This window comes from Bosea beijingensis, from assembly GCF_030758975.1.
Taxonomy (GTDB): domain Bacteria; phylum Pseudomonadota; class Alphaproteobacteria; order Rhizobiales; family Beijerinckiaceae; genus Allobosea; species Allobosea beijingensis.
The window spans coordinates 1,178,943-1,202,833 of record NZ_CP132359.1 but is presented as its reverse complement, the minus strand read 5'-3'; the positions used below and the strand labels follow the sequence as shown (position 1 = coordinate 1,202,833).

Here is a 23,891-nt window from a genome sequence, read left to right as displayed (position 1 = left end):
CAGAACTCTGGTGCGCCGCCGTCCGGCTTCCCATATCCTGCCGGGCGCCATGCTGAAACGCGCCGGGAGAATGGGAATGCTGCTTCGTCGTTGGGTCCTGGCCGCTTTGGCCCTCACCCTGTCGGGAATGACGCTGTCGCCGGCCACGGCGCAGGAAGATTTGATCTTCAGGAAATCGACCGTCTGGAAGATGCTGACGCCGAACGACAAGCTCGCCGTCTACGGCGTCGACGATCCCATCGTCGAAGGTGTCGCCTGCCATTACACCGTGCCCGAGAAAGGCGGCGTTTCCGGCATGTTCGGCGTGGCCGAGGAGGTATCGGAGGTCTCGCTGGCCTGCCGCCAGATCGGCCCGATCAAGTTCAAGGAGAAGGCGGAGCAGGGCGATGTCGTCTTCCGCGAGCGCCGTTCGCTGATCTGGAAGAAGATGCAGATCGTGCGCGGCTGCGATGCCAAGCGCAACGTGCTGGTCTATCTCGTCTATACCGACAAGCTGATCGACGGTTCGCCGCAGAACTCGACCTCGACCGTGCCGATCATGCCCTGGGGCGCGTCGGGCGAGCCGCCGAAATGTGCGGAATGGATTCGCTGAACTCGAAAATTACTCGCCGCAGGTGATGCTCAGCGGCTGTTCGGCCGCCTGCGCCGGGCTCGGCTTGGTGACGGAGCCGGTGAAGTCCTCGCGGGTAGCGACGCCGAAGGCGACCGCTTTGCCGAAGCCCTGCGACTCGCACCAGGCATTGGCGACGATCTTGCCGCATTCGGCCTTGGACGAGATGCAGTCGGCGACGCCATAGCCGTCGCTGGCCGGGATCAGGAAGGTGCGCGGCTCGTTCGAGGCAGCGGCGGTGTGGCTGGTCGGCATGATCGACAGCGAGATGCCGCCGGCAATGATACCGAGCAATCCGACGAAGGCCACGGCGCGGCGCATGAATTTGAGTTCCTGATGGGTTGCGGGCGCAGAACCCGCGAATCGGGAGGATGGTTCCGGCCGGTTAAATTTGAATGAACCGCGCAACCTTCGGGCAATGCTGCATTGCAGCAACGGGTCGCCCTCTTGACGGAAAGCTCGCGGAAAGGCAATCAGGTCCGATCATGACGCGAGCCGCCATCAACAGCACTTGCATTATTTGCCGCTAGCTTTCGCTGGCCGGCTGCTCACGTCCTCGTCCTGAAAAACGAACCGACAAAAGCGCCCCCGGCCAGCGGCCAGGTCGCCATTTCGTATTTCGCCGTTCGTTTCGTTCCAGGATTTAGCCCCGATGTCGCCGACCCTGAGGCTCTACAACACGCTGACGCGGACGAAGCAGGACTTCGCGCCGATCGATCCGTCGAATGTCCGCATGTATGTCTGCGGCCCGACGGTCTACGACTACGCCCATATCGGCAATGCCCGCCCGGTCATCGTCTTCGACGTGCTCTACCGGCTGCTGCGCCATATCTATGGCGCGGATCACGTCACCTATGCCCGCAACCTCACGGATGTCGACGACAAGATCAATGCCCGTGCGGCGCGTGACTATCCCGGCCTGCCTCTGAATGAGGCGATCGCCAAGGTCACGCAGACCACGACGGCGCAGTTCCATGCCGATATCGACGCGCTCGGCACTTTGCGCCCGACGACGGAACCGCGCGCCACCGAGCATATCGAGGAGATGAAGGCGATCATCGAGCGCCTGATCGCGCGCGGCGTCGCCTATGTCGCCGAGGAGCATGTGCTCTTCCATGTCCCGGCCGTCGCCCATCTCGCCAAGGCGCCGAAATACGGCACGCTCGCCCGCCGCTCGCTCGACGAGATGCTGGCTGGCGCCCGCGTCGATGTCGCGCCCTACAAGCGCGACGCGATGGATTTCGTGCTCTGGAAGCCGAGCCGCGACGGCATCGACCCCGGCTGGCCGTCCCCGGCCGGCATTGCCACGCCCGGCCGCCCCGGCTGGCATATCGAATGCTCGGCCATGTCGATGGCGAAGCTGCTGACCCCGTTCGGCGGCGGGCTCGCCTGCGACGATCCCGAGAAGAACGTCTTCGACATCCATGGCGGCGGCATCGATCTCGTCTTCCCGCACCACGAGAACGAGATCACCCAGTCCTGCTGCGCCTTTGGCGGGGCGGAAGGGCAGCCGCTCATGGCCAATATCTGGATGCATAACGGCTTCCTGCAGGTCGAAGGCGAGAAGATGTCGAAATCGCTCGGCAACTTCGTCACGATCAACGAACTGCTGGAGACGGATGTTTTCGGCGGCCGCAAATGGCCGGGCGAGGTGCTGCGCCTCGCGATGCTCAAGACGCATTACCGCCAGCCGATCGACTGGACGGTGAAGGCGCTGGAGGAGGCGGAGAAGACGCTGCAGGACTGGGCCGAAGCGGCGCAGGGCGCCACGGCGTCCAAGCCTTCGGCCGAATTGCTCGACGCACTGGCGGACGATCTCAATACCGCACGGGTGCTGGCCGAGTTGCATGCCTTGCGCAAGGCGGGTGACCTGCCGGCGCTGCTGGCCGGCCTCGAGTTGCTGGGCATCGACCTGCCGGAGGTGGCGTCGCCGGCTGTGGTCGCCCCCGAGGTGGAACGTCTGATCGCCGCCCGCCTCGCCGCCCGCCGTGCGAAGAATTTCGCGGAGTCCGATCGTCTTCGCGACGAGCTCGCCGCGATGGGCATCGCGCTCAAGGACGGCAAGGACCTCGCCACCGGCGAGCCGACGACCAGCTGGGAGGTGAAGCGATGAGCCCGAAGATCCGCCCGGCGGGCTCGCTTTCCTTCGCCATCAAGCTGGTCATGCTGGCGATGGTCGTGCCGCGCGTCGTCCGCTTCAAATTGAGGCGGGAGCGATGAGCGCGGCACGCGTCTATCTCTTCGACACGACGCTGCGCGACGGGGCCCAGACCACGGGTGTTGACTTCTCGCTCGACGACAAGCGCGCGGTCGCGGCGCTGCTCGACCGGCTCGGCGTCGACTATGTCGAAGGCGGCTATCCCGGCGCCAACCCGCTGGATACAGCCTTCTTCGAGGAGAAGGCGACGAAGCGGGCGAAATTCGCCGCCTTCGGCATGACCAAGCGGGCAGGGCGCTCGGCCGCCAACGACCCCGGCATCGCCGCGCTGCTGGAGGCGAAGGCCGACGCCATCGTCTTCGTCGCCAAGGCCTGGGACTATCATGTCCATGTCGCGCTCGAGATATCGCTGGAAGAGAACCTCGCCGGCATCCGCGAGAGCGTCGAGGCGGCAAAGGCCGCCGGCCGCGAGGTCATGCTCGACTGCGAGCATTTCTTCGACGGCTACAAGGCCAATCCCGATTATGCGCTCGCCTGCGCCCGCACGGCCTATGAGGCCGGCGCCCGCTGGGTCGTGCTCTGCGATACCAATGGCGGCACGCTGCCCGACGAGGTCGGCGCGATCGTGCGCGACGTCGCCAGGACCGTGCCGGGCGATCATCTCGGCATCCACGCCCATGACGATTGCGGCTGCGCCATTGCAAACTCGCTGGCGGCGGTCGAGGCCGGCGCGCGCCAGATCCAGGGCACCCTCAACGGGCTCGGCGAGCGCTGCGGCAATGCCAATCTCGTCACGCTGATCGGCGCGCTGAAGCTCAAGGAGCGCTATCGCGACCGCTTCGCGCTCGGCGTCAGCGAGGCCCAGCTCGGCGATCTCACCCATGTCTCGCGCGCGCTCGACGAGATGCTGAACCGCGCGCCGAACCGGCACGCGCCCTTCGTCGGCGCCTCGGCTTTCGCCACCAAGGCCGGCATCCATGCCTCGGCCGTGCTGAAGGACCCGCGCACCTACGAACATGTCGTGCCGGAAGCGACCGGCAACACCCGCAAGGTCCTGATCTCCGACCAGGGCGGCAAGTCGAACCTCGTCGCCGAGCTGGAACGCATCGGCGTCACGCTCGGCCGCGACGACCCGCGCCTGAACCGGGTGCTGCAGGAGGTCAAGGACAAGGAGGCGCAAGGCTATGCCTTCGAGGGCGCCGACGCCTCGTTCTTTCTGCTGGTGAAGCGCATCCTCGGCGAGGTCCCGGAGTATTTCGCGGTCGAGCGTTTCGCCGTGAATGTCGAGCGCCGCCATAATGCGGTGGGCGAGCTCGTCACCTTCTCCGAGGCGATCGTGAAGGTGAAGGTCGGCGACGAGGTGCTGATCTCGGCGGCGGAGGGCGATGCCGGCCCGGTCAACGCGCTCGACATCGCCTTGCGCAAGGATCTCGGCCGCTACCAGTCGCTGATCGGCGGCTTGCGGCTGGTCGACTACAAGGTCCGCATCTTCCAGGGCGGCACCGATGCGGTGACGCGCGTGCTGATCGAGTCGGGCGACGAGACCGGCGAGCGCTGGACCACGGTCGGCGTCAGCGCCAACATCATCGACGCCTCGTTCCAGGCGCTGGTCGACTCGATCACCTACAAGCTGGTCAAGGCCGGCGCGACGGCTTGATTGTCTCCTTCTCCCCCGAGGGGAGAAGGGAGCAACCTCACTCCGTCAGGCGGATCACCCGGTCCTTGCACAGGTCCATGTCGGCGTCGCTCTCGGCTTCGTCGTCGAACTGCGCCTGCACCGTATAGGTGCAGCCCTGTGGCTTGTTGAGCTTGAGCGCGACGCTCTTGCCGGGGGGCAGGGGCTTGGCGAGCTTGGCGACGAGGCGCGGCTGGTCGCCCGGCGTCGCGATCGCGAAATTGCTCAGCGGCACGGTGCGCTGGTTGGTGATCGTGATCTGCGGGTGTGGGCGCGAGCCCTGCGCCGCGGCGGGCAGCGCGAGGAGGAGGGCAGCGGCGATGCCAGCCCCGGAGGCGACAAGCTGTTGAGCCTTCATGATGTTTCCTTCCCCGATCATGAGCGTCACATGCTCTGACAGGGATCAGATACCTGCGATGGGGCGATGGCAAGGCCGCTTTCGGGCAGCCCGAGCCATGTTCCCCACGCAACGACATTCCCCTGCAACGGCGCGCGATTGCGTCTATATGAACGCGCCAACTGGAATCGTTTGAAAATGTCCGCGCCGTCAGCGCCGCCCCCGGGGTCGAGCTTCCATCGCTCTGCCGTCATTCGGCCGGGGTCCGGCTTCTTCGCCACCTTCCGCGCGCTCTGGCCCTATCTCTGGCCGGTGGAGCGTGCCGATCTGCGCACGCGCGTCGTCGCGGCCTTCGCCCTGATGGTCTGCGGGCGGCTCGTGCTGATGGGTGTGCCCTTCACCTTCAAATGGGTGACGGATGCGCTGGCCGGCTCCTATTCCAATCTCGAGAAATGGCTGCCCTGGCTGGTCGGCGCGCCGCTGGCGCTGACGGTGCTCTACGGACTCGCTCGCGTCGGCGCCGCGGCTTTCGTCCAGATGCGCGATGCCATATTCGCGCCGGTCTTCATGCATGCGGTGCGCACGCTCGCGCTCCAGACCTTCGGCCATCTCCATCATCTTTCGCTGCGCTTCCATCTGGAGCGCAAGACGGGCGGGCTCACGCGCGTGCTGGAGCGCGGCCGCAACGGCATCGAGGAGATGGTGCGCCTCGGCCTCAACCAGCTCGTGCCGGTGATCATCGAGGTGACGCTGATCATCGCCGTGCTGCTCTATCTGTTCGACTGGCGCTATGTCGTCGTGCTGGTCACGATGGTCACGGCCTACATGACCTACACGATCAAGGCGACGGAGTGGCGCATCGCCATCCGCTCGGCCATGAACGAGTCGGACACCGATGCCAATGCCAAGGCGATCGACTCGCTGCTCAACTACGAGACGGTGAAGTATTTCGGCGCCGAGGCCCGCGAGACCGCGCGCTACGACCAGTCGATGGCGCGCTACGAGCGCAACTCGATCAAGTCCTACACCTCGCTTGCCTGGCTGAACTTTGGCCAGGCCGCGATCTTCGCGGTGGGGCTGACGCTGTCGATGGTGATGGCGGTGCGCGGCTTCCAGGCCGGCACCAACACGGTCGGCGATCTCATCCTGATCAACGCGATGTTGATCCAGCTCTACCTGCCGCTGAACTTCATGGGCACCGTCTATCGCGAGATCAAGCAGGCGACGCTCGACATCGCCCAGATGTTCTCGCTGATCGGCCGCGATCCCGAAATTCAGGACAAGCCCGGGGCGAAGCCGCTGGCGGTCCCCGCCGGCGAGGTCGCCTTCGAGGACGTGCATTTCGCCTATGTGCCGGAGCGCCCGATCCTGCGCGGCGTCTCGTTCAAGGTCCTGCCGGGCCAGACGGTCGCCATCGTTGGCCCGTCCGGCGCCGGCAAGTCGACGATCTCGCGCCTGCTCTTCCGCTTCTACGAACCGCAAACCGGGCGCATCCTGATCGACGGCCAGCCGATCGCCGATGTCCAGCAGGTCTCGCTCAGGGCCGCGATCGGCATGGTCCCGCAGGACACGGTGCTGTTCAACGACACCATCGAATACAACATCCTCTATGGCCGCCCCGAGGCGACGACGGCCGAGGTCGAGGAGGCCGCACGTCTCGCCCAGATCGACCGCTTCATCCGCCTGCTGCCGGAAGGCTATGCGACCTCGGTCGGCGAGCGCGGCCTGAAGCTCTCCGGCGGCGAGAAGCAGCGTGTCGCCATCGCCCGCACCATCCTGAAGGGGCCGCCGGTGCTCGTCCTCGACGAGGCGACCTCGGCGCTCGATTCCTTCACGGAGAAGGAAATCCAGGACGCGCTCGACCGGGTCAGCGAGGGCCGCACCACGCTGGTCATCGCCCACCGGCTCTCGACCGTGGTCAATGCCGACGAGATCATCGTGCTCGACAAGGGCCAGATCGTCGAGCGCGGCCACCATCGCGACCTGCTGGCGGCGAACGGCGTGTATGCTGCGATGTGGAACCGCCAGCGCGAGGTCGACGAGGCCAAGGCGACGCTCCAGCGCGCGACCGAAGCCGAGGGCGAGAGCGTCCGCGTGACGTTGGCGTAGAAGCTGGGCCGGCGGCGCTCGCCGGCCAGTTTGAAACCGCTCGCAACGGCGGTCCGTTTCCTGCATTCTGCCCCGGCAGGGTGAGGCTGGGGGGCTGCCATGTTCGATCCGACAACATTCGTAGGTTTTCACACCTGGCTGAGCCTGATCGCGATCGTGGCCGGCTTTCCGGTGACGGCCGGATTGCTTCAGGGGCACACGCGGCCGGGCTGGACCGGCGTGTTCCTGTCCACAGCCTTCGCCACCAGCGCGACCGGCTTCGGCTTTCCGTTCAACGGTGTTTTGCCCTCGCATATCGTTGGGGCGATCCACATCGTGCTGGTCGTGATCGCGGCCTACGCGCTCTATGGACGGAGGCTGGAGGATGGCTGGCGCCGCCTCTACGCGATCATGGCGGTGCTCTCCTTCTATCTATTGATCTTCGTGCTGGTCGCCCAGCTCTTCGGGAAGGTTCCGGCTCTGCATGCCCTGGCCCCCACACAGTCCGAGCCGCCCTTCGGCATCGCCCAGGGAATCGTTCTCGTCGTCTTCGCGCTGTTGACCTGGAAGGCGGCGGTGCGCTTCATCCAGGTGCCGCACCGGACAGCCTGACCGGACCGGCCGCGACGTCGCGCCGCTGACCGGCGCGCGGCAGGGCTTTCCCTTCGCATCGGAACCCCCTAAATCAGCGCAACGCTCGCTGCCGGCTTTCGGCGGCGACCATGCCATTCCCGTGCGCCCGGCGCCGGCAGCCCAACGGAACCCGCCTCATGTCCCTCGTCGATTCCGCCCGCAAGGTGATCGTGCCCATCCACAAGGAGGGCTATGTCTTCATCGCGATCGGCCTCGTGGCGACGATCATCCTCGCCAATCTCTGGTCGCCCTTCGGCTGGATCGGCGCGATCGTCACGATCTGGATCTGCTACTTCTTCCGCGATCCGATCCGCGTCACGCCGCAACGCGAGGGGCTGGTGATCTCGCCGGCCGATGGCCGCATCAGCCAGATCGCGCAGTCGCTGCCGCCGCCGGAGCTCGAGCTGCCGGCCGAGCCGATGATCCGCATCTCGATCTTCATGAACGTCTTCGACTGCCATGTGAATCGCGCGCCGGTGCCCGGCCGCATCGCCAAGATCGCCTATACGCCCGGCCTCTTCCTCAATGCCGAGCTCGACAAGGCGAGCGACGACAACGAACGCAACGCGCTGGCGATCGAGACCAGGTCCGGCATCGTCGGCGTCGTCCAGATTGCCGGTTTGATCGCGCGGCGCATCGTGCCCTTCGTCAAGGAAGGCGACGTGCTGGGTACCGGCGAGCGCTTCGGCCTGATCCGCTTCGGCTCGCGCGTCGACGTCTACCTGCCGTCGCATGTCGTGCCGCTGGTCGGTGAGGGCCAGACCGCGATCGCCGGCGAGACCGTGCTGGCCGACCTGACCGGCAACGAGCCGGTGGCGCGCAGCTTCCGCGATATCTGAGGGTAGCTTGGGCGAAGTCTCCGAGACTGCCGCATCACTACGTTTCAGCGGAGATGAGCTCGATCCCGCTGAAATCTCTCGGTTGCTTGGTGCGGCTCCAACAAAGTCCTATCTCATGGGAGACCCTTGGATACTGCCGAACGGGCAGCAGAACTCTCACGGGCGGAAGACGGGGTTCTGGAGTTTGAGTGCCGCTCGAACCCGGCCCGGCAATCTCGACAAACAAATTTTCGAGCTGTTTAATTCACTCACCCAAGATTTGAGCATTTGGCGGGATTTATCGCGACGCTTCAATGGGGATGTCTTCGCCGGCCTCTTCACGAAGAGCTGGAATGAAGGTCTCCAACTGCAGCCCGAAACGATAGTGGCGCTGGCTTCACGCGGCCTGCGTCTCGACCTGGATATCTATGGGGCAGCCGACGAGAAGGAATGAGTGGAGACAGGTTTGCATTGAGGTGTTCCGCTAGCTTCGGTGCGGAAAACCGCGTATTCCGGCTGACATGAGCGACCTGTTTCCTCCCTTCGAGCCCGAGCGCGCGGAATCCAAGCGCGCCCGCTTCAAGCCGATTCCCTTCAGGCTGCTGGCGCCGAACGTCATCACGCTGCTGGCGCTTTGCCTCGGCCTCACCGCGATGCGCCTCATTGTCGAGGGCAAGCTGGAGACGGCGACGATCTGCATCCTGATCGCGGCGGCGCTCGACGGTGTCGACGGCCGTCTGGCCCGCCTGCTCAAGGGCACGTCGCGCTTCGGAGCCGAGCTCGATTCGCTCTCCGATTTTGTCAATTTCGGCGTCGCAACCGGCTATGTGCTCTGGATCTTCGTCCTGCAGGATCTAAAATCCTTCGGCTGGATCATCGTGTTGACGCTGGCCTGCGCCATGGCCTTGAGGCTCGCGCGCTTCAACGTGATGATCGACGATCCTGATCGTCCGGAATGGCAGAAGAACTTCTTTGTCGGCATGCCGGCCCCCGCGGGTGCGATCACTGCCCTGTTGCCGGTCTATCTCCACATCATCGGCGTGCCCGTGCAGGAATACGGCGCGCTCCCTGTCGGCATCTACATCCTGTTCATCGCCTTCCTGACGATCTCGCGCATTCCCTGCTATGCCGGCAAGACGCTCGGCACGCGTGTCCCGCGCACGCAGGTCCTGCCGATCTTCGTCGCGGTGGTGATCGTGGCAGGCCTGCTCTTCGCCTACACCTTCGAGGTGCTGACGGTCGTCGTGCTCGCCTATCTCGCGCTGATCCCGGTGAGCGTCGCGCGCTATCGCAAGCTGGAGCGCGCACATGCGCTCGCGACGCCCGTTCCGGCGGCGGAAACTGTTTCCGGCAGTCAGGTCTGATCGTGAATTGAAGCCTTAGCGGCGGTAGCCGCTGAGGCGCGCCGCATTGGCGCGGGTGCGTCGCGCGAAGGGCTCCAGCGTGCTGTCGGCAACCTTGACCGCCGCCATCGCGAGGTCGAACTGGCCGGGCGGGTTGAGCGCCAGCCCCCACCAGAAGGCGGTCGCGGCCTGCGTCGCGGCGACGCTGCTCTCGAACACGGCCGAGACTTTCTCCATCACGGCCTTGGTGGCCTCGCGCTGGCCGCGGCTGTCGCCGAAGGCGCCCTTCATCAGCAGCGGCATCCGCATGGCGATCGTCAGGCCGGCTTCCGCATGCATGGACATCAGGCGGGCCGCGAGAACCTGCGCCTCCGCCCCGGTCGCGAGGGCGGAGCCCGTCGATTTGCGCGGTTGGGGCATGAGGGGAACTCCGGAAGGCCAACAAGAAGAGATGGCGGAACGCCGAGGGGCATGAAGTCTGCCGTCAACAGCTCGGCTTGGCAATGCCTGGTATACCAGCAATCCCGCCCGGATTTCAGGCAGAGGGCTGGCTGTGGGGATGGAGAGCCTGAGGTTTGGCCTCACCCCGCGCAGCCGGGTGGATTTATCGACCCGCCGAAATGCTCTAAGGCTTGACCTGCGCCGCAGCCCTGCGGCCCCGGAATCCTGTCGAGCAGCCTGTTGAGCCTTTTCTCCACTCCCAAACATCCCGGCTGGCGGCCGATGCTCGTCCTCGCATCGGCGTCGCCGCGCCGCCTCGCGCTGCTGGAGCAAGCGGGGCTGAAGCCGGACGCGCTGCTGCCGGCCGATCTCGACGAGGCCCCGCTGAAGGGCGAGCGTCCGCGCGATCTCGCCCGCCGGCTGGCCCGCGAGAAGGCGCAAGCCGCGCGTGAGGGCGCCAAGGCACGCGCCGATCTCGAAGGCTGCTATATCCTCGCGGCCGATACGGTCGTCGCCGTCGGCCGGCGCATCCTGCCCAAGGCCGAGATCGTCGACGAGGCCGCGGCCTGCCTGCGCCTGCTCTCTGGCCGGGCGCACCGCGTCTATACCGGCGTCGCATTGGTGACGCCCTCGGGCACGATCCGCGACCGCATCGTCGAGACGCGCCTGCGCTTCAAGCGCCTCTCCACCGAGGATATCGAGACCTATCTCGCCTCGGGCGAGTGGCGCGGCAAGGCCGGCGGCTATGCCGTGCAGGGCATTGCCGGCTCCTTCGTCGTCAAGCTCGTCGGCTCCTATACCGGCGTCGTCGGCCTGCCGCTCTACGAGACGGTCAATCTCCTCGGCGGCGAGGGCTTCCCGATCCGCTTCGGCTGGATGAACGCAGCCTGACACGGCGTCCATGCGGGTTGCCTGAACGCGTCTCGCGGCTGATCCTGCCGCCGGGAAACGCGACGCGCTGGAACGCGCCGATGAGGGGAAGGCAAAGATGACGGGACGTCTGAGCGGCAAGGTCGCGATCGTGGCAGGGGCAGGGTCGATCGGCCCGGGCTGGGGCAATGGCAAGGCGACGGCGACGATCTTCGCGCGCGAGGGCGCGAAGGTGGTTTGCGCCGACATCAACCGCGACGCGGCCGAGGAGACGGCCGGCATCATCCGCAACGAGGGTGGCGAAGCCTTTGCCATGCAGGCGGATGTCACCCGGGCGGAGCAGGTCGCCGAACTCGTCGCCCATGCGCTCGGCCGCTACGGCCGGATCGACATTCTCGACAACAATGTCGGCATTGCCGAGGTCGGCAGCGTCGTCGATCTCGCGGAGGAGGTCTGGGAGCGTGTCTTCCGGGTCAACCTCACCGGCCCCTTCCTGGTGATGAAGCATGTCATCCCGGTGATGCAGCGTCAGTTCGAGGAGACGGGAGAGGGCGGTTCGATCATCAACATCTCGTCGATCGCCTCGATCCGCCACACCGGCGTGCCCTATGCCAGCTATTCCGCGACCAAGGCTGCGCTGAACCAGCTCACCCGCACGACGGCGGTGCAATACGCCCCACAGAAGATTCGTGTGAACGCGATCCTGCCCGGTCTGATGAAGACGCCGATGGTCGAGCATTCCGCCGGCCTCGCCGCCGTCTATGGCAAGGGCGATGTCGATGCGATGTGGGCCGCCCGCGCCGCGCAGGTCCCGATGGGGCATATGGGCGAGGCCTGGGACGTGGCCAATGCCGCGCTCTTCCTCGCCAGCGACGAGGCGCGCTACGTCACCGGCATCGAGCTCGTCGTCGATGGAGGCATCACGCTCAAATATGACTGACACCGACAAAGCCCCGCCGGCTGCAAAGCCCTGTCCGATCTGCGGCAAGCTGGCGGTCGCGCGCTTCAAGCCGTTCTGCTCGGCGCGCTGCGCCGATATCGATCTCGGCCGCTGGCTGAAGGGCAGCTACGTGATTCCCGGCGAGCCCGTCGACGAGGCGGAGGAGGGTGCGCCGCAGCAGCGCGAGCGCGAGGACTGAGCCTTCGGCCACGCTCTCTCGTGGCGAGACGGTTGTGGGAAGCATGGGGCCGGGGCGCTTGGAACCGGCCGGTCTCACGGAAGGCGCCATCGTCCCTGACGATGGCAGCGTGATCTATCAGGTCTCGGAGCGCTCGACACATGAGCAACGGCAGCGATCATCACGTCGTCATCGTCGGCGCCGGCTTCGGCGGGCTGGAAGCCGCCCGCAATCTCGCCGGTGCGCCGGTCAGGATCACGCTGATCGACCAGCGCAACCATCACCTGTTCCAGCCCTTGCTTTATCAGGTCGCGACCGCCTCGCTGCCGACTTCCGAGATCGCCTGGCCGATCCGCTTCCTGCTGCGCGGGCACAAGAATGTCGCGACCCTGCTCGGCACGGTCGCGGGCGTCGACAAGGCCGCCAAGCAGGTGTTGCTGGAGGGTGAGCGGCCGATCGGTTTCAACATGCTGATCCTCGCGACCGGCGCCCGCCATTCCTATTTCGGCCATGACGAGTGGGAGCCCTATGCGCCGGGCGTGAAGACGCTGGAGGATGCGACCCGCATCCGCCGTCGTATCCTCTCCGCCTTCGAGCAGGCGGAATGGGAGACCGATCCGGTGCGGCGCGCCGAATGGCTGACCTTCGTGATCATCGGGGCAGGGCCGACCGGCGTCGAGCTCGCCGGCACCATCGCGGAGCTCGCGCATGACACGCTCCGCGGCGATTTCCGCAATTTCGACACGCGCAGTGCCCGTGTGATCCTGGTCGAAGCCGGCCCGCGCATCCTCGCCGGCTTCACGGAGGATCTGTCCGCCTATGCCGAGCGGGCGCTGAACCGACTCGGCGTCGAGATCAGGCTGGGCCAGCCGGTCTCGGAGTGCCGCGCGGACGGGATCACGCTCGGCGCAGAGACGCTCCCGACCCGAACCGTCCTCTGGGCGGCAGGCGTTGCCGCGTCGCCGGCGGCGGAATGGCTGGGGATGACCGGCGACCGGGCCGGCCGTGTCCGCGTCGAGCCCGATCTGACGGTGCCCGGCGAGCCCGATATCTTCGTCATCGGCGACACTGCCTTCGTCGCCGGTGCGGACGGCAAGCCGGTGCCCGGCGTGGCGCCGGCAGCCAAGCAGCAGGGGCGCTATGTCGCCGACCTCATCAAGGCGCGGCTGCAAGGCAAGCCGGCGCCGCCGCCCTTCGCCTACAGGAATGCCGGCAATCTCGCGACGATCGGCAAGCGCGCAGCCATCGTCGATTTCGGCTGGATCAAGCTGCGCGGGCGCCTGGCCTGGTGGATCTGGGGCATCGCCCACATCTTCTTCCTGATCGGCCTGCGCAACCGGCTCGCAGTCGCGCTCAACTGGCTGTGGATCTATGTCAGCGGCCACCGCAGCGCCCGGCTCATCACGCAGCGCGATCCGGGGAGCCCGCGGAGCCCACCGTAACGCCGTCGTCGCGGGCCTTCCGACCCGGTCGGAAAGGAGCAGCTAACCAAACGGCAGCTTTGGCGCTGCCGCTGACCTCGCTTCGATGATAGCCTGATGTTTGCTGGCCTGTTGGTGCAATCTCCTGCGACGGAGGGGCGATGGCCGATCGGATGAAGGATCTGCTGGCGCGCGATATCGAAGCGCTGCGCGTCGACGTGCTCAAGGCCGGCGTCCTCAATGCCAAGGCCCTGCAGGAAAGCGCGGAATCTCACGTTGCGCATCTCCACGGCGTGCTGCGCGAAACCCGCGAGCTGCACGAAGCTTCGTTCCAGGTGGTGAATGACACGATCGGCTTCGCCAAGCTGCTCTATGGCCACGCGAACATCGCCGAATCGGAACAGGCCCGGCGCGCGGCGCTGGCTGCCATCGACCGCCTCGCCGGGTTGATCGGGCATTGTGAATGCCGGGAGGCGGTGGCCTCGTCCTGATCGAAATCATTTGCCTGGGTTTAAGGCCGATTTCGGCGTGCTCAATCCACAGGGTCGAGGTCTGTCGACGTTGTATTGAAGAAAGCCGGCTGAAGTGACTGGACAGGCCGAGCGGCTGCCTCTATATCGCCCCCACCAACACGGACGGCCCCGCGCCGCTCCCGGTTCGCCCAGGTAGCTCAGTTGGTAGAGCATGCGACTGAAAATCGCAGTGTCGGCGGTTCGACTCCGTCCCTGGGCACCATCCACCCTTCCAAGAGCTTCCACAGTCCTCCAAAAAGCCCGAAATTTCGGGGCTTTTGATCCAGCCTGAGCCTTTCGGCTTCCATCGACAGCTAACTCAAGTGTTGGCCGCGCTGCTTCTATCGGCCTCAGCGGTCGAGCACGGTCAGCGGCGTCTCGCGACGAGCCGAAGGCCTTGCGCGATGCGATCGAGAAGGCTGGCATTGGGATCGAGGCCGCGGCACCAGGCGGGACGATTGGTGCCGCGTCCGACAAGCACTAGGCCAGGAACGCGCGATAGGCGTCGATCATATCATCGACGGCAGCCGCAAAAAGCCTTTCGCCGTGCTGCGGAGTGGAGAGCGACGGATCTGAGCCGATGCGACCGTCCGGATAGCGCTTGCGATAGTCAAAGCAGTCGAAGAATGACGTGCTCGCCGGCGCCACCTTAGGAGCCATCTGCGCATGCTTGATCGCTTCCGGATGGTAGAATTGCGCGAGTGAGACCTCGGCCGCCGTTGCATGCGAGCCGTTGACACCGGGGTACAATTCCTCGGCGATATCGGTTGCGCGCTTGCCGTTCGACCACATCATCATCCGGCAGCGTATCGGAGAAGGCTCGCCATTGGGCAGCAGTGAGAGCGAGGCATAGACTTCGTCGAAGGCGGCCGTCACGGTCGCGATATTGCCGCCATGCCCGTTGATGAAAAAGAAGCGCTCGAAGCCATTGCGAGCAAGTGAGCGCACGATATCCCCAACCATTGCGATCATGGTCGATGGGCGCAAGGTGACCGAGCCTGCGAAACCCAGATGATGCTGCGACATGCCATAGGCGAGCGTCGGGGCGACCATCGCGCCGATCTTGTCGCCGACACCCTTGGCGATGAACTCGGCGTCGAGATGGTCCGTACCGATCAGGCCGTTGGGCCCATGCTGCTCGGTGGACCCGACGGGCACGATAATGCCGCGCGACGTTTGGAGATATTCTTCGACTTCGTGCCAGGTCGCGAGAGCCAGTTGCATGACCAGATTTCTCCAAACGTGTCGTAATGCCTATCGATCTGGCTCGAAACCTAGGAAGCGAGAAAGCCCAGGGTCAACCGCCTCCAGGTACCTGACAGCCATGCGTTCGCGCGATCCGAACAGCCGCTCGACAGCGTTGGCGCCAGTTAAGGCCGGAGATCAGCCAAAGGAAGCGTTGACGCTGCCGGCCGATGCGGAAACGATGGAGCATGCTTGCTGCTGAGGCTCCCGCGTGCCGGGGCGCTGACCGGCCGGGTTTGCGACCGCAACGCGTCCGCGCGAAGCCCGGCGCTTTGCCGCTGCACCGCCGAATCCCGACCTCCCGGAGTTCCCGACCATGAACCAGACGAGCCCGCTCGCCGCGGAAGCGCATGCGCCGTTGCGCCTCACCAGCCTGGCCCATGGCGGCGGTTGCGGCTGCAAGCTGGCGCCGGCCGTGCTTCAGCAATTGCTTGCCGGGCATCCGGCCGCCGGCCCCTACAGCCCACTCCTCGTCGGCACAGAGACCGGCGATGATGCCGCCGTCTGGCAGATCGACGAGAACACGTGCGTCGTCGCGACCACCGATTTCTTCATGCCGGTCGTCGACGATCCCCACGATTTCGGCCGCATCGCCGCGACGAATGCGATCTCCGATGTCTATGCCATGGGCGGGCGCCCGATCATGGCGCTGGCGATCCTCGGCATGCCGCTCGACAAATTGCCGCTCGAGATCACCCGCGAAATCCTGAAGGGCGGCGCCTCTATCTGCGCCGAGGCCGGCATTCCGGTCGCGGGCGGCCATTCGATCGATGCGCCCGAGCCGATCTATGGGCTTGCGGTCATCGGCCTGCTCAAGCCGTCGAACCTGCGCCGCAACAGCGGTGCCAGGTCCGGCGACGCGCTGATCCTGACCAAGGCGCTGGGCGTCGGCATCTATTCGGCCGCCTTCAAGAAGGGCGAGCTCTCGGCTGCGGCCTATGACGAGATGATCGCCTCGACGACGTTGCTCAATCGCGTTGGCGCCGATCTGGCGGGAGATGCGGACGTCCGCGCGATCACCGACGTCACCGGCTTCGGCATTCTCGGCCATGGGCTGGAGATGGCGCGCGGCTCCGGCGTCACGTTGAAGCTCAGGCTTTCCGACCTGCCGCTCCTGTCGCAGGCCGAACGCCTGGCGCAGGAGGGCAGGGTGACTGGCGCCTCCCACCGCAACTGGGCGAGCTATGGCGAGGGTGCCGTCCTGCCCGCAGGCTTGCCGGACTGGCAGCGCCATCTGCTCACCGATCCACAGACCTCCGGCGGCCTGCTGGTTTCCTGCGCAGCCGAGCGGGCCGAGGCCGTGCTGGCGCAGATCAGGGAGGCGGGCTACCCGGCGGCAAGGATCATCGGCGCGGTCGAGGCCGGGCCCGCGCAGGTCGTCATCGACTGACGGGCTTCAGCGCGCTTCCTGGATTTCGAGGTTCCGGCCCCAGACGTCGAAGAAGGCGCCCTTGTTGAGGACGAGGCGGTCCTCGCGCAGGGCGGTCTCCAGTTCGCGCAGGCGATTGCGGGCGATGGCGTCCGGCACAAGGCCGCCATCGTCGTCGCGCGTCGGGAAGAAGGCGGCACCGTGCCAGTTCACGCCGGCGCCGCGCAACATCAGCACGATGTCGCCCCAGTCGATCTCGTCGCCGACGACATGGACGAAGGTCGAGCGCAAGGGCTCGACCTTCGGCTCGGCGATCTTCACCAGCACGATCAGCGCCGTGAACGGACCCTTGCGGAAGAGCTTGCCGAGCCAGCGGTCGAAATCGGTTCCGAGACCTCTAGAGGTCGGCATGAGACAGACCGAGCAGGCGGCTGGCGACGAAGGCGAGGGGAGAGGTATCGGCGTCCGTCATGGCCCCTCAGGGAACTGGCGGAAGAGAATGGGAGTCGAACCCACCAGAGACCGTCTGACGGCCCCTCCCGGATTTGAAGTCCGGACGCCCCACCGGGGACGTTTCTCCTCCATCGCTCAAGCCGGGTGGCGGTCCGAACAGGTCGAGCCGCCGCCGGTTGATGCGTCTCAGGTCGCCGCGGCGGATGGTGATGCCGTGGCGATCGAAGAACTCGAGAATCTGGATAGCGACCTTTCGGCCGTTGTCGAGCCTGTCGCGGAACTGGGCTGCATTGAAGCCGGCCGGATGAAGCCCGGCAAGCTCGATCGCGATGCCGACCATCTCGGCGAGCGTGCTGCGGAGGAAGAAATGATCGAGCGCGACCTCATGGACATCGCCGCGCCGTCCGGTGAGCCGCAGCAGCCGCCGGATCTCCTCCTCGGGCCGCCCGAGCATCTGGCCGATATCGCGCACGCGTGGCGGGCGGAAGCGCTCGCTATCCGCGATCAATGGCGTGACCCGGTCCCAGAGCGCCTCGTCCTCCGGCGACAGCCGGGCCTCGTGACCAGGCCGCCTCAGCCATGACCCGGCCGGCACCAGCACATCCTCTCCCGCGAGCCGGGCGAGGGCCTGCCGGAACAAGGGCGCGGGCCAGCGGGGCGCAACGGTGAAGCGCAGGCGCTCCAGCCCCATGCCCGGCAGGTCGGGATGTTCGGCATGGAAAGCGTCGAGCTGCTCGGTGGCGGCCTGTGCCAGCGCCTGCCAATGCAGGGGCAGCATTGCCAGCGGGCCAATCCTGACGAGGCCGAGATCGCGCGCCAGCTCTCCCTCCGCATCGGAGCCAAGCGCGCGGTCGCGAGCGAAGCCGCTGAGATCGGCATGATGCGGCGGCGCCGACAGCAAGCCTCGCAAGGCCTCGGCCGGATCGGACAGGCGAAGCGCCGTGAGCTGCGCCAGGCGCTCCGGGTTGCGGCGCCGACGTTCCGGCGCGCGCAGGTCGAGGAAGCGCCCACCGCCTATGGTGCGCGAGGCGCTGGTGTCGCGCAGCACGAAGCTGTCGAGCACCGTGGCTGCGAGCGGTTCGTCGAGCACGAGCTGGATCAGGCCCTCCTCACCGGGCGCAGTCGCATCGCCCAACAGCACGATACGAGCGCCGATCTCGGCTGCGGCATGGTGCAGACGAACCGGCTGCCACATCGTCAGAGCCCTCTCGCCGGGCAGCAGCGACGCCTCGGCATCGATGCGCGTCGTTGGCGAATGGAGCGCCGACGCCAGCACCATGTCTCCGTGCCGGATGGCGTCCTTCGCGATGCCGGCGCCGGCGAGATTGAGTGCGCAACGCTCGCCGGCAATGCCGCGCTCGGCCGGGCGGTTCTGGGCGTGGATCGAGCGCACCCGCGCCGGCAAGCCGCTGGGCGAGACGGTGACGCTGTCCCCTACGCTGACGCTGCCGGAGAGGACGGTGCCCGTCACCACTGTCCCGGTGCCCTGCAGGGTGAAGCAGCGATCGACCGCGAGGCGAAAGGCGCCATCGCCTTGCCGGGCCTGGGCTCCGCGGGCGCGTGACGCGAGCAGGGCGGCGAGCTCGGGCAGGCCTTCTCCGGTCACGGCGGAAACGGGCAGCATCGGAGCTTTGGCGAACGGGCCTGAGGACAGCAGCGCCGCGATTTCGGCCTCGACCATCGCGGTCCGCCCGGCCTCGACCAGATCGGTCTTGGTGATCGCGACGATAGCCTCGCGGATGCCGAGCAGCCGGGCGATGGCGACATGTTCGCGGGTCTGCGGCATCACGCCGTCATCGGCCGCGACGACCAGCAGCAGCAGGTCGATGCCGGCGGCGCCGGCCAGCATCGTATGCACGAATTTCTCATGGCCGGGCACGTCGATGAAGCCGACGACCGAGCCGTCGGCCTGCGGCCAATAGGCGAAGCCGAGCGCGATCGAGATGCCGCGCGCCTTCTCCTCCTTCAACCGGTCGGTATCGACGCCGGTCAAGCGCCGGACCAGCGAGGTCTTGCCATGATCGATATGGCCGGCGGTCCCGATGATCATGGCGCAGGCTCCGCCGGAGCGGCAGCGGCGCGCGCAGCCTTGATGAAGGGGGCCGCGAGCGGGCTGCCTTTGCCTTCGGCGCTGAGCAATAGCGCGAGCGCGCGCTCCGCATCGGCCGGCACGCCCTGGCCGAGCAGCGTCGCGGCGCCGAGCATGGCTTCCGAATCCGGATCGCCGGCGGCCATGCCGCGCTGCCACCATTGCGCGGCGGTGTCGGCGTCGCGGTCTACGCCAAGCGCGTCATGATGCATCATCCCGAGCCGGGTCATGCTGGTGGCGATGCCGGCCTCCGCCGCGGCTTGCGCCCAGCGTAGGGCTTCAGCCCGGTCGGCAGGGTTCCCGCCTTCGAGCAGCATCCATGACAGCATATCCTGTGCCGGGGCATCGTCCTGTTCAGCGGCGAGTCGATAAAGCCGCATCGCCTCGGCATCGCTCTGCGCGACGGCTTCGCCCTTGAAATGCAAAGCGGCCAGATTGCGTTGCCCGACCGGATCGCCGCCTTCCGCCGACAGGCTCAGCCAACGCAGCGCCAAAGCCGGATCGCGCGCGACGCCGAGACCTTCTGCGAAACAGGCGCCGATATTGTTCTGCGCTCGCCCGATGCCGGCATGGGCAAGCGGCCCCCATAGGGCGAGCGCAGCCGCATGGTCGCCGCGCTCGACCGCCGCCGTAGCCTGCGCCATCGTTGCGGCGACATCACCATCGGCGGTTTCATCCCGGCCGAAAAGGCGCTCAAGCCAGCGCATCGGGTAGTCCGGGCTTCAGCGCATCGAGCTGCGCCGCGAACAGCGCCTCGTCCTCCAGGCAGCGCAGGTCGAAGACGAGTGCGCCTTGCGCAATGCGCCCGACTACAGGCACCGGCACGGCGCGGAAAGCCGCTGCCAGCTTCTCGACGGCAGAGCCTGTGGTCTTGCCGGCTGGCCGCAGTGCAAGCCCCGCGCTCGGCAGCGTCTCCAGAGGTAACGCGCCGGAACCGATCTGACTGGCGCAATTGGTCGTTTCGACGATCCAGCCAGCGCCGATCGCCGCCGCCACCTTGGGCTGAACACGCTCGGCCAGCGCGCGCAGCTCTTCCGCCTTTCGGGTGAACAGCCTGAGCGTCGGCAAGCGTTCTGCCAACCGGTCGGGGTCGCGATAGAGCCTGAGCGTCGCCTCCAGCGCCGCGAGCCGGAGCTTGTCGAGACGCAGCGCCCGCTTCAGCGGGTTCTTCGCCAGTTTCGCGATCAGGTCCTTGCGCCCGGCGACGATGCCGGCCTGCGGCCCGCCGAGCAGCTTGTCGCCGGAGAAGGTGACGAGATCGGCGCCGCCCTTCAGCGCATCCTGCACCGTCTTCTCGCGGCGAAGGCCCCAGCGCGCGAGATCGATCAGCGTGCCTGAGCCGAGATCGTCGACGAAGGGCAGCTCGTGCCGGCGCGCGAGCTCGGCGAGCTCGGCCGGTTCGACCTCGGCCGTGAAGCCCTGCACCACATAGTTCGAGGTGTGGACCTTCATCAGCAGGCCGGTTTCAGGCCCGATCGCTTCGGCATAGTCCTTGAGGTGCGTGCGGTTGGTGGTGCCGACCTCGCGCAAGGTCGCGCCGGCCCGCGCCATGATGTCCGGCATGCGGAAGGCGCCGCCGATCTCGATCAACTCGCCGCGCGAGACGATAGCTTCGCGGTCTTTCGCGAGGGTGTTGAGCACGAGCAGCACGGCGGAGGCATTGTTGTTGACGAGAATCGCGTCCTCGGCGCCGGTCAGCTCGCGGATGAGGCCGCGGACATGCGCATCGCGCTCGCCGCGTTGCCCGGCTTCGATCTCGTATTCGAGATTGGTTGGGGCGCGCATGGCCGCGACCACGGCCTCGATCGCCTCCTCGGCCAGCAGAGCGCGGCCGAGATTGGTGTGCAGCACGGTGCCCGTCAGGTTGATCACCGGGCGTTGCGAGGGGCGATTCTTCTCCTCAAGCCGGTCCAGCGCCATGCCGCCGACCTGCTCGATGGAGGCCGCCATCGTCTCGCCGCCGGCCCGCAAACGCTCGATCGCCTGCCGGATTGCATCGGTCGCAGACGCACGTCCATGCTGCGCTATAGCAAGCTCGCCATTGGCGCTGCGCAACACCGTGTCGACCGATGGCGGGCGGAAGCTTTCCGGCTTGTTCATCAGGCTCCCTCCGGGAGACGCTTGATCAGTATCCGAGCAGGAATGGGTTCACTCCCGCCCGATGCCAGCCGGCCTCGGTCACCAGCAGGTCGAGCCCGAGGCTCGCAACATCGTCCGCGACCGGCTCCAGCTCCGGGGCCTTGCGGCGATTCAGGATCTTCACATAGGTCCGGCACTCGTCGCAGGTCTCGGCCTTGATCGTGTCGGCGATGCCCTCGATCTCCTGATAGGCGATGCCCTTGGTCGAGCCGCAGGAGACGCATTTCACCCGGACATGGTTCCATTGCGCCGCGCAGAGCGAGCACTGGATGTAGCGTACGCCCTCGACATTGAGATCGGCGACGACCGCGCTCGCGACCGGCGGCCCGCCGCAGCAGGGGCAGACGCCGTCGGCAACCGGCTGGGGCAGGGCGGGGTCGAGCCGGGCGCTGCGACGGGCCGCGACGACCTGCAGGGCGGCGGCGGCGAAGATATGCTCGGCGACCGCCTCGACCGGCACGGCATCGGCCAGCACGGCGGCGAACATCGCCTGCCGCGCCTCCGGCCCGGCCGAGACGGCGCGTGCAAGGGCGGCGCGTGCGAGGTCCGGCATGGCGACGTTGGTCAGCCGTTCCGCGAGCCGGTCGAAGGCGTCCGACACCGCCGGGTCACTGGCCAGTTCCTCACGCGGCAGCACCGGCATGGCGTTGACTGCGCGCATCCGCAATTCGTCGGGTGAGGGCATGCCGGGCGGCTCGGCAGATTCCGCCAACGTCGCCTGGGCGCGGCTCAACCCGGCGAGAAAGGCGAGATAGGCTTCGAGCTGGTGCCCCGGGGCGAGAGCGGCGAACCGCTCTGCCCGTCTGGCAAACAGCGTCGCGGGCTCCGGCAGGCGCAGGAAAGGCGGCTTGTCGCGTTCCGGCGTGCCGACATCTTCAAAGGTAACCAGGTCTTGGTCGTCGCTCATTCCAGTCCTCTCGAACCGCACGGGTCACGGGAGGCGGAGCAGCTTGCGCTGCCCCGCAGGCGAAGTCATTCGGCAGGGCCGGGGCTATGGCGGCGCGGCGGCGTCTGGCGCTCGTCGATGACACCCTCGCGCGCTTCCTGCCGCAGCCAGAGCCGGTGGTGGCGGAAGGCCCAGCCCCCCGTCACCTTGCCCTCGGTCATGGCGCTGATCGTGCCACGGACATAGAAGCCGGCATAGATATGGACGATGACGACGAGCAGCATCGCGATCGCCGCCAATGCATGGATGATATGGCCGAAGCGCTGCTGCTCGATGGTGAAGCTCGCGCCGAAATACTCGTACCAGATCACGATGCCCGTCCCGAACAGGACGAGGATCAGCAGCGTCATCAGCCAGAAGACGATCTTCTGCGCGCCGTTGTATTTGCCGATCTCGGGCAGGTTCTCCTCGCGGCCCGACATCACCTCGCCGATATGGCCCATCCATTTCGTGTCGGCCTTCGTCCAGAAATTGTACTTGACCATCTGGACGAACAGGATCGCGAAGCTCGCGAGCAGGACGACGCCGATCCAGGGATGCAGCATCCGCGTCGCCGAGCCGCCGCCGAACAGGCTCGACAGGAAGAACAGCGACGGATGGAACAACGCGGCCCCGCTCAGCGTGAGCAGGATCAGCGAGATCGCGGTGACCCAGTGATTGACGCGCACGCGGCCGGGATAGCGGTCGACGGTCGTGCGTTCCTCTTCACGCCTGACGGCCACGGGAAGCCTCCTCGTCGATCAGATGCTCTGCCTCGCGATCCTCCGCGCGGCTGACATCGTTGCGTCGCGCCACCGTCGCATGGACGAAGGCGAAGGCGGCGGCAAAGCCGACAGCCGCCATGCCGGCATACTTGGTCAGCCCCTTCCAGAGCTCGACGACCTGGCTGATCCTCGGGTTGTTGGGCAAGTTGGCATAGAGCTGCGGCTTGTCGGCGTGATGCAGGACATACATCACATGGGTGCCGCCGACGCCGGGCGGGTCGTAGATCCCGGCATTCTTGAAACCGCGCGATTTGAGGTCGGTTATGCGGCCATTGGCATGGTCGAGCATCGCCTTCTTGGTGCCGAACACGATCGCGCCGGTCGGGCAGGCCTTGGCGCAGGCCGGCGCCTGGCCGACCGAGACCCGGTCGGAGCAGAGCGTGCATTTATAGGCCTTGTGGTCGGCCTGGCTGATGCGCGGGATGTTGAACGGACAGCCCTTCACGCAATAGCCGCAGCCGATGCAGTTCTCCGAGACGAAATCGACGATGCCGTTATTGTACTGCACGATCGCGCCGGGCGAGGGGCAGGCCTTGAGGCAGCCCGGATCGGCGCAATGCATGCAGCCGTCCTTGCGGATCAGCCATTCGAGATTGCCGCTCTCCGGGTTCTCCCATTCGGTGAACCGCATCAGCGTCCAGGTGTTTTCGGTCAGGTCGTGCGGGTTGTCATAGACGCCCCGGTTGATTCCAACTTCCTCGCGCAGGTTGTTCCACTCGAGGCAGGCCGATTGGCACGCCTTGCAGCCGATGCATTTGGAGACGTCGATGAGCTTGGCCACCTCGAAATCGCGGCGGACATCCGGCGGCCTGAAGGTGGTCGCCGAGATGCGGGCGAAGTCCTGACTTTGCAATCCAGCCAT

24 protein-coding genes, 2 tRNA genes and 1 pseudogene are annotated in these 23,891 nt (G+C 66.6%); 15 read left to right on the top strand and 12 right to left on the bottom strand.

Features of this window, described 5'->3' with window-relative positions:
* Window positions 1–76: 76 nt before the first annotated feature.
* On the top strand, window positions 77–592 hold the full coding sequence (locus tag Q9235_RS05870) for a CreA family protein (RefSeq protein ID WP_422678278.1): 516 nt from the start codon (window positions 77–79) through the stop codon (window positions 590–592).
* Between the two features lie 9 nt (window positions 593–601).
* Here Q9235_RS05870 and Q9235_RS05865 read toward each other — a convergent pair whose 3' ends face one another.
* Window positions 602–931 carry a hypothetical protein gene (locus Q9235_RS05865; RefSeq protein ID WP_306225890.1) on the bottom strand — a complete coding sequence of 110 codons (330 nt, stop codon included), beginning with the start codon at window positions 929–931 and terminating at the stop codon, window positions 602–604.
* 331 nt (window positions 932–1,262) lie between these two features.
* Here Q9235_RS05865 and cysS point away from each other — a divergent pair, with 331 nt between their 5' ends.
* Both cysS and cimA read left to right on the top strand, forming a co-directional pair.
* Window positions 1,263–2,723: a cysteine--tRNA ligase gene (gene cysS, locus Q9235_RS05860; protein ID WP_306225889.1), complete on the top strand. Its 1,461-nt coding sequence runs from the start codon at window positions 1,263–1,265 to the stop codon at window positions 2,721–2,723.
* Between the two features lie 103 nt (window positions 2,724–2,826).
* Window positions 2,827–4,425, top strand: a complete 1,599-nt coding sequence (gene cimA, locus Q9235_RS05855) for a citramalate synthase (RefSeq protein WP_306225888.1) — start codon at window positions 2,827–2,829, stop codon at window positions 4,423–4,425.
* Window positions 4,426–4,462: 37 nt separating this feature from the next.
* On the opposite strand, the gene Q9235_RS05850 is transcribed toward cimA, so the two are convergent.
* A complete protein-coding gene (locus tag Q9235_RS05850) occupies window positions 4,463–4,801 on the bottom strand; it encodes a hypothetical protein (protein ID WP_306225887.1) in 339 nt (112 codons plus the stop codon).
* Between the two features lie 177 nt (window positions 4,802–4,978).
* Between Q9235_RS05850 and Q9235_RS05845 the strand changes: the two genes are divergently transcribed.
* The 5 genes from Q9235_RS05845 (at window position 4,979) to Q9235_RS05825 (ending at window position 9,683) form a co-directional block, all read left to right on the top strand.
* Complete coding sequence (locus Q9235_RS05845) at window positions 4,979–6,889, top strand: ABCB family ABC transporter ATP-binding protein/permease (protein WP_306225886.1); 1,911 nt, start codon at window positions 4,979–4,981, stop codon at window positions 6,887–6,889.
* A gap of 99 nt (window positions 6,890–6,988) precedes the next feature.
* Window positions 6,989–7,480: a hypothetical protein gene (locus Q9235_RS05840; protein ID WP_306225885.1), complete on the top strand. Its 492-nt coding sequence runs from the start codon at window positions 6,989–6,991 to the stop codon at window positions 7,478–7,480.
* A 158-nt stretch (window positions 7,481–7,638) separates the two neighbouring features.
* Window positions 7,639–8,340: a phosphatidylserine decarboxylase gene (locus Q9235_RS05835; RefSeq protein WP_422678277.1), complete on the top strand. Its 702-nt coding sequence runs from the start codon at window positions 7,639–7,641 to the stop codon at window positions 8,338–8,340.
* A gap of 7 nt (window positions 8,341–8,347) precedes the next feature.
* Window positions 8,348–8,773 (top strand): DUF4279 domain-containing protein, encoded by a 426-nt coding sequence (locus Q9235_RS05830; protein ID WP_306225883.1) that lies wholly within the window; start codon window positions 8,348–8,350, stop codon window positions 8,771–8,773.
* 67 nt (window positions 8,774–8,840) lie between these two features.
* Complete coding sequence (locus Q9235_RS05825) at window positions 8,841–9,683, top strand: CDP-alcohol phosphatidyltransferase family protein (protein ID WP_306225882.1); 843 nt, start codon at window positions 8,841–8,843, stop codon at window positions 9,681–9,683.
* 15 nt (window positions 9,684–9,698) lie between these two features.
* On the opposite strand, the gene Q9235_RS05820 is transcribed toward Q9235_RS05825, so the two are convergent.
* Window positions 9,699–10,082: a hypothetical protein gene (locus tag Q9235_RS05820; protein WP_306225881.1), complete on the bottom strand. Its 384-nt coding sequence runs from the start codon at window positions 10,080–10,082 to the stop codon at window positions 9,699–9,701.
* A gap of 303 nt (window positions 10,083–10,385) precedes the next feature.
* Between Q9235_RS05820 and Q9235_RS05815 the strand changes: the two genes are divergently transcribed.
* The 6 genes from Q9235_RS05815 (at window position 10,386) to Q9235_RS05790 (ending at window position 14,247) form a co-directional block, all read left to right on the top strand.
* Window positions 10,386–10,994 (top strand): Maf-like protein, encoded by a 609-nt coding sequence (locus Q9235_RS05815; protein WP_306225880.1) that lies wholly within the window; start codon window positions 10,386–10,388, stop codon window positions 10,992–10,994.
* A gap of 97 nt (window positions 10,995–11,091) precedes the next feature.
* Window positions 11,092–11,913 carry an SDR family NAD(P)-dependent oxidoreductase gene (locus tag Q9235_RS05810; RefSeq protein WP_306225879.1) on the top strand — a complete coding sequence of 274 codons (822 nt, stop codon included), beginning with the start codon at window positions 11,092–11,094 and terminating at the stop codon, window positions 11,911–11,913.
* Window positions 11,906–12,112, top strand: a complete 207-nt coding sequence (gene yacG / locus Q9235_RS05805; RefSeq protein WP_306225878.1) for a DNA gyrase inhibitor YacG — start codon at window positions 11,906–11,908, stop codon at window positions 12,110–12,112. The genes Q9235_RS05810 and yacG overlap by 8 nt, the downstream gene beginning before the upstream one ends.
* A 140-nt stretch (window positions 12,113–12,252) precedes the next feature.
* Window positions 12,253–13,533 carry an NAD(P)/FAD-dependent oxidoreductase gene (locus tag Q9235_RS05800; RefSeq protein ID WP_306225877.1) on the top strand — a complete coding sequence of 427 codons (1,281 nt, stop codon included), beginning with the start codon at window positions 12,253–12,255 and terminating at the stop codon, window positions 13,531–13,533.
* A 140-nt stretch (window positions 13,534–13,673) separates the two neighbouring features.
* On the top strand, window positions 13,674–14,003 hold the full coding sequence (locus tag Q9235_RS05795; protein WP_306225876.1) for a hypothetical protein: 330 nt from the start codon (window positions 13,674–13,676) through the stop codon (window positions 14,001–14,003).
* Window positions 14,004–14,171: 168 nt separating this feature from the next.
* Window positions 14,172–14,247, top strand: a tRNA-Phe gene (locus Q9235_RS05790).
* A 257-nt stretch (window positions 14,248–14,504) separates the two neighbouring features.
* Here the strand turns inward: Q9235_RS05790 and Q9235_RS05785 are convergent.
* Complete coding sequence (locus Q9235_RS05785; protein ID WP_306225875.1) at window positions 14,505–15,248, bottom strand: creatininase family protein; 744 nt, start codon at window positions 15,246–15,248, stop codon at window positions 14,505–14,507.
* A gap of 337 nt (window positions 15,249–15,585) precedes the next feature.
* On the opposite strand from Q9235_RS05785, the gene selD reads away from it, so the two are divergent.
* On the top strand, window positions 15,586–16,659 hold the full coding sequence (gene selD, locus Q9235_RS05780; RefSeq protein WP_306225874.1) for a selenide, water dikinase SelD: 1,074 nt from the start codon (window positions 15,586–15,588) through the stop codon (window positions 16,657–16,659).
* A gap of 6 nt (window positions 16,660–16,665) precedes the next feature.
* On the opposite strand, the gene Q9235_RS05775 is transcribed toward selD, so the two are convergent.
* The 8 genes and pseudogenes from Q9235_RS05775 to fdxH form a co-directional block, all read right to left on the bottom strand.
* Window positions 16,666–17,049, bottom strand: a complete 384-nt coding sequence (locus tag Q9235_RS05775; protein WP_306225873.1) for a hypothetical protein — start codon at window positions 17,047–17,049, stop codon at window positions 16,666–16,668.
* A 76-nt stretch (window positions 17,050–17,125) separates the two neighbouring features.
* Window positions 17,126–17,221: transfer RNA gene (locus tag Q9235_RS05770), tRNA-Sec, on the bottom strand.
* A 105-nt stretch (window positions 17,222–17,326) separates the two neighbouring features.
* Window positions 17,327–19,141: pseudogene (selB, locus tag Q9235_RS05765) on the bottom strand (selenocysteine-specific translation elongation factor); the annotation flags it as partial.
* Window positions 19,138–19,887, bottom strand: a complete 750-nt coding sequence (locus Q9235_RS05760) for a tetratricopeptide repeat protein (protein WP_306225872.1) — start codon at window positions 19,885–19,887, stop codon at window positions 19,138–19,140. The gene Q9235_RS05760 and the pseudogene selB, both read right to left, overlap by 4 nt.
* Window positions 19,874–21,280, bottom strand: a complete 1,407-nt coding sequence (gene selA / locus Q9235_RS05755; protein ID WP_306225871.1) for an L-seryl-tRNA(Sec) selenium transferase — start codon at window positions 21,278–21,280, stop codon at window positions 19,874–19,876. The genes Q9235_RS05760 and selA overlap by 14 nt, the downstream gene beginning before the upstream one ends.
* A gap of 25 nt (window positions 21,281–21,305) precedes the next feature.
* Complete coding sequence (fdhE, locus tag Q9235_RS05750) at window positions 21,306–22,226, bottom strand: formate dehydrogenase accessory protein FdhE (protein ID WP_306225870.1); 921 nt, start codon at window positions 22,224–22,226, stop codon at window positions 21,306–21,308.
* A 65-nt stretch (window positions 22,227–22,291) separates the two neighbouring features.
* Window positions 22,292–22,987, bottom strand: coding sequence for a formate dehydrogenase subunit gamma (locus tag Q9235_RS05745; RefSeq protein WP_306225869.1), 696 nt, complete (start codon window positions 22,985–22,987; stop codon window positions 22,292–22,294).
* Window positions 22,971–23,891 (bottom strand): formate dehydrogenase subunit beta, encoded by a 921-nt coding sequence (gene fdxH, locus Q9235_RS05740; protein ID WP_306225868.1) that lies wholly within the window; start codon window positions 23,889–23,891, stop codon window positions 22,971–22,973. The genes Q9235_RS05745 and fdxH overlap by 17 nt, the downstream gene beginning before the upstream one ends.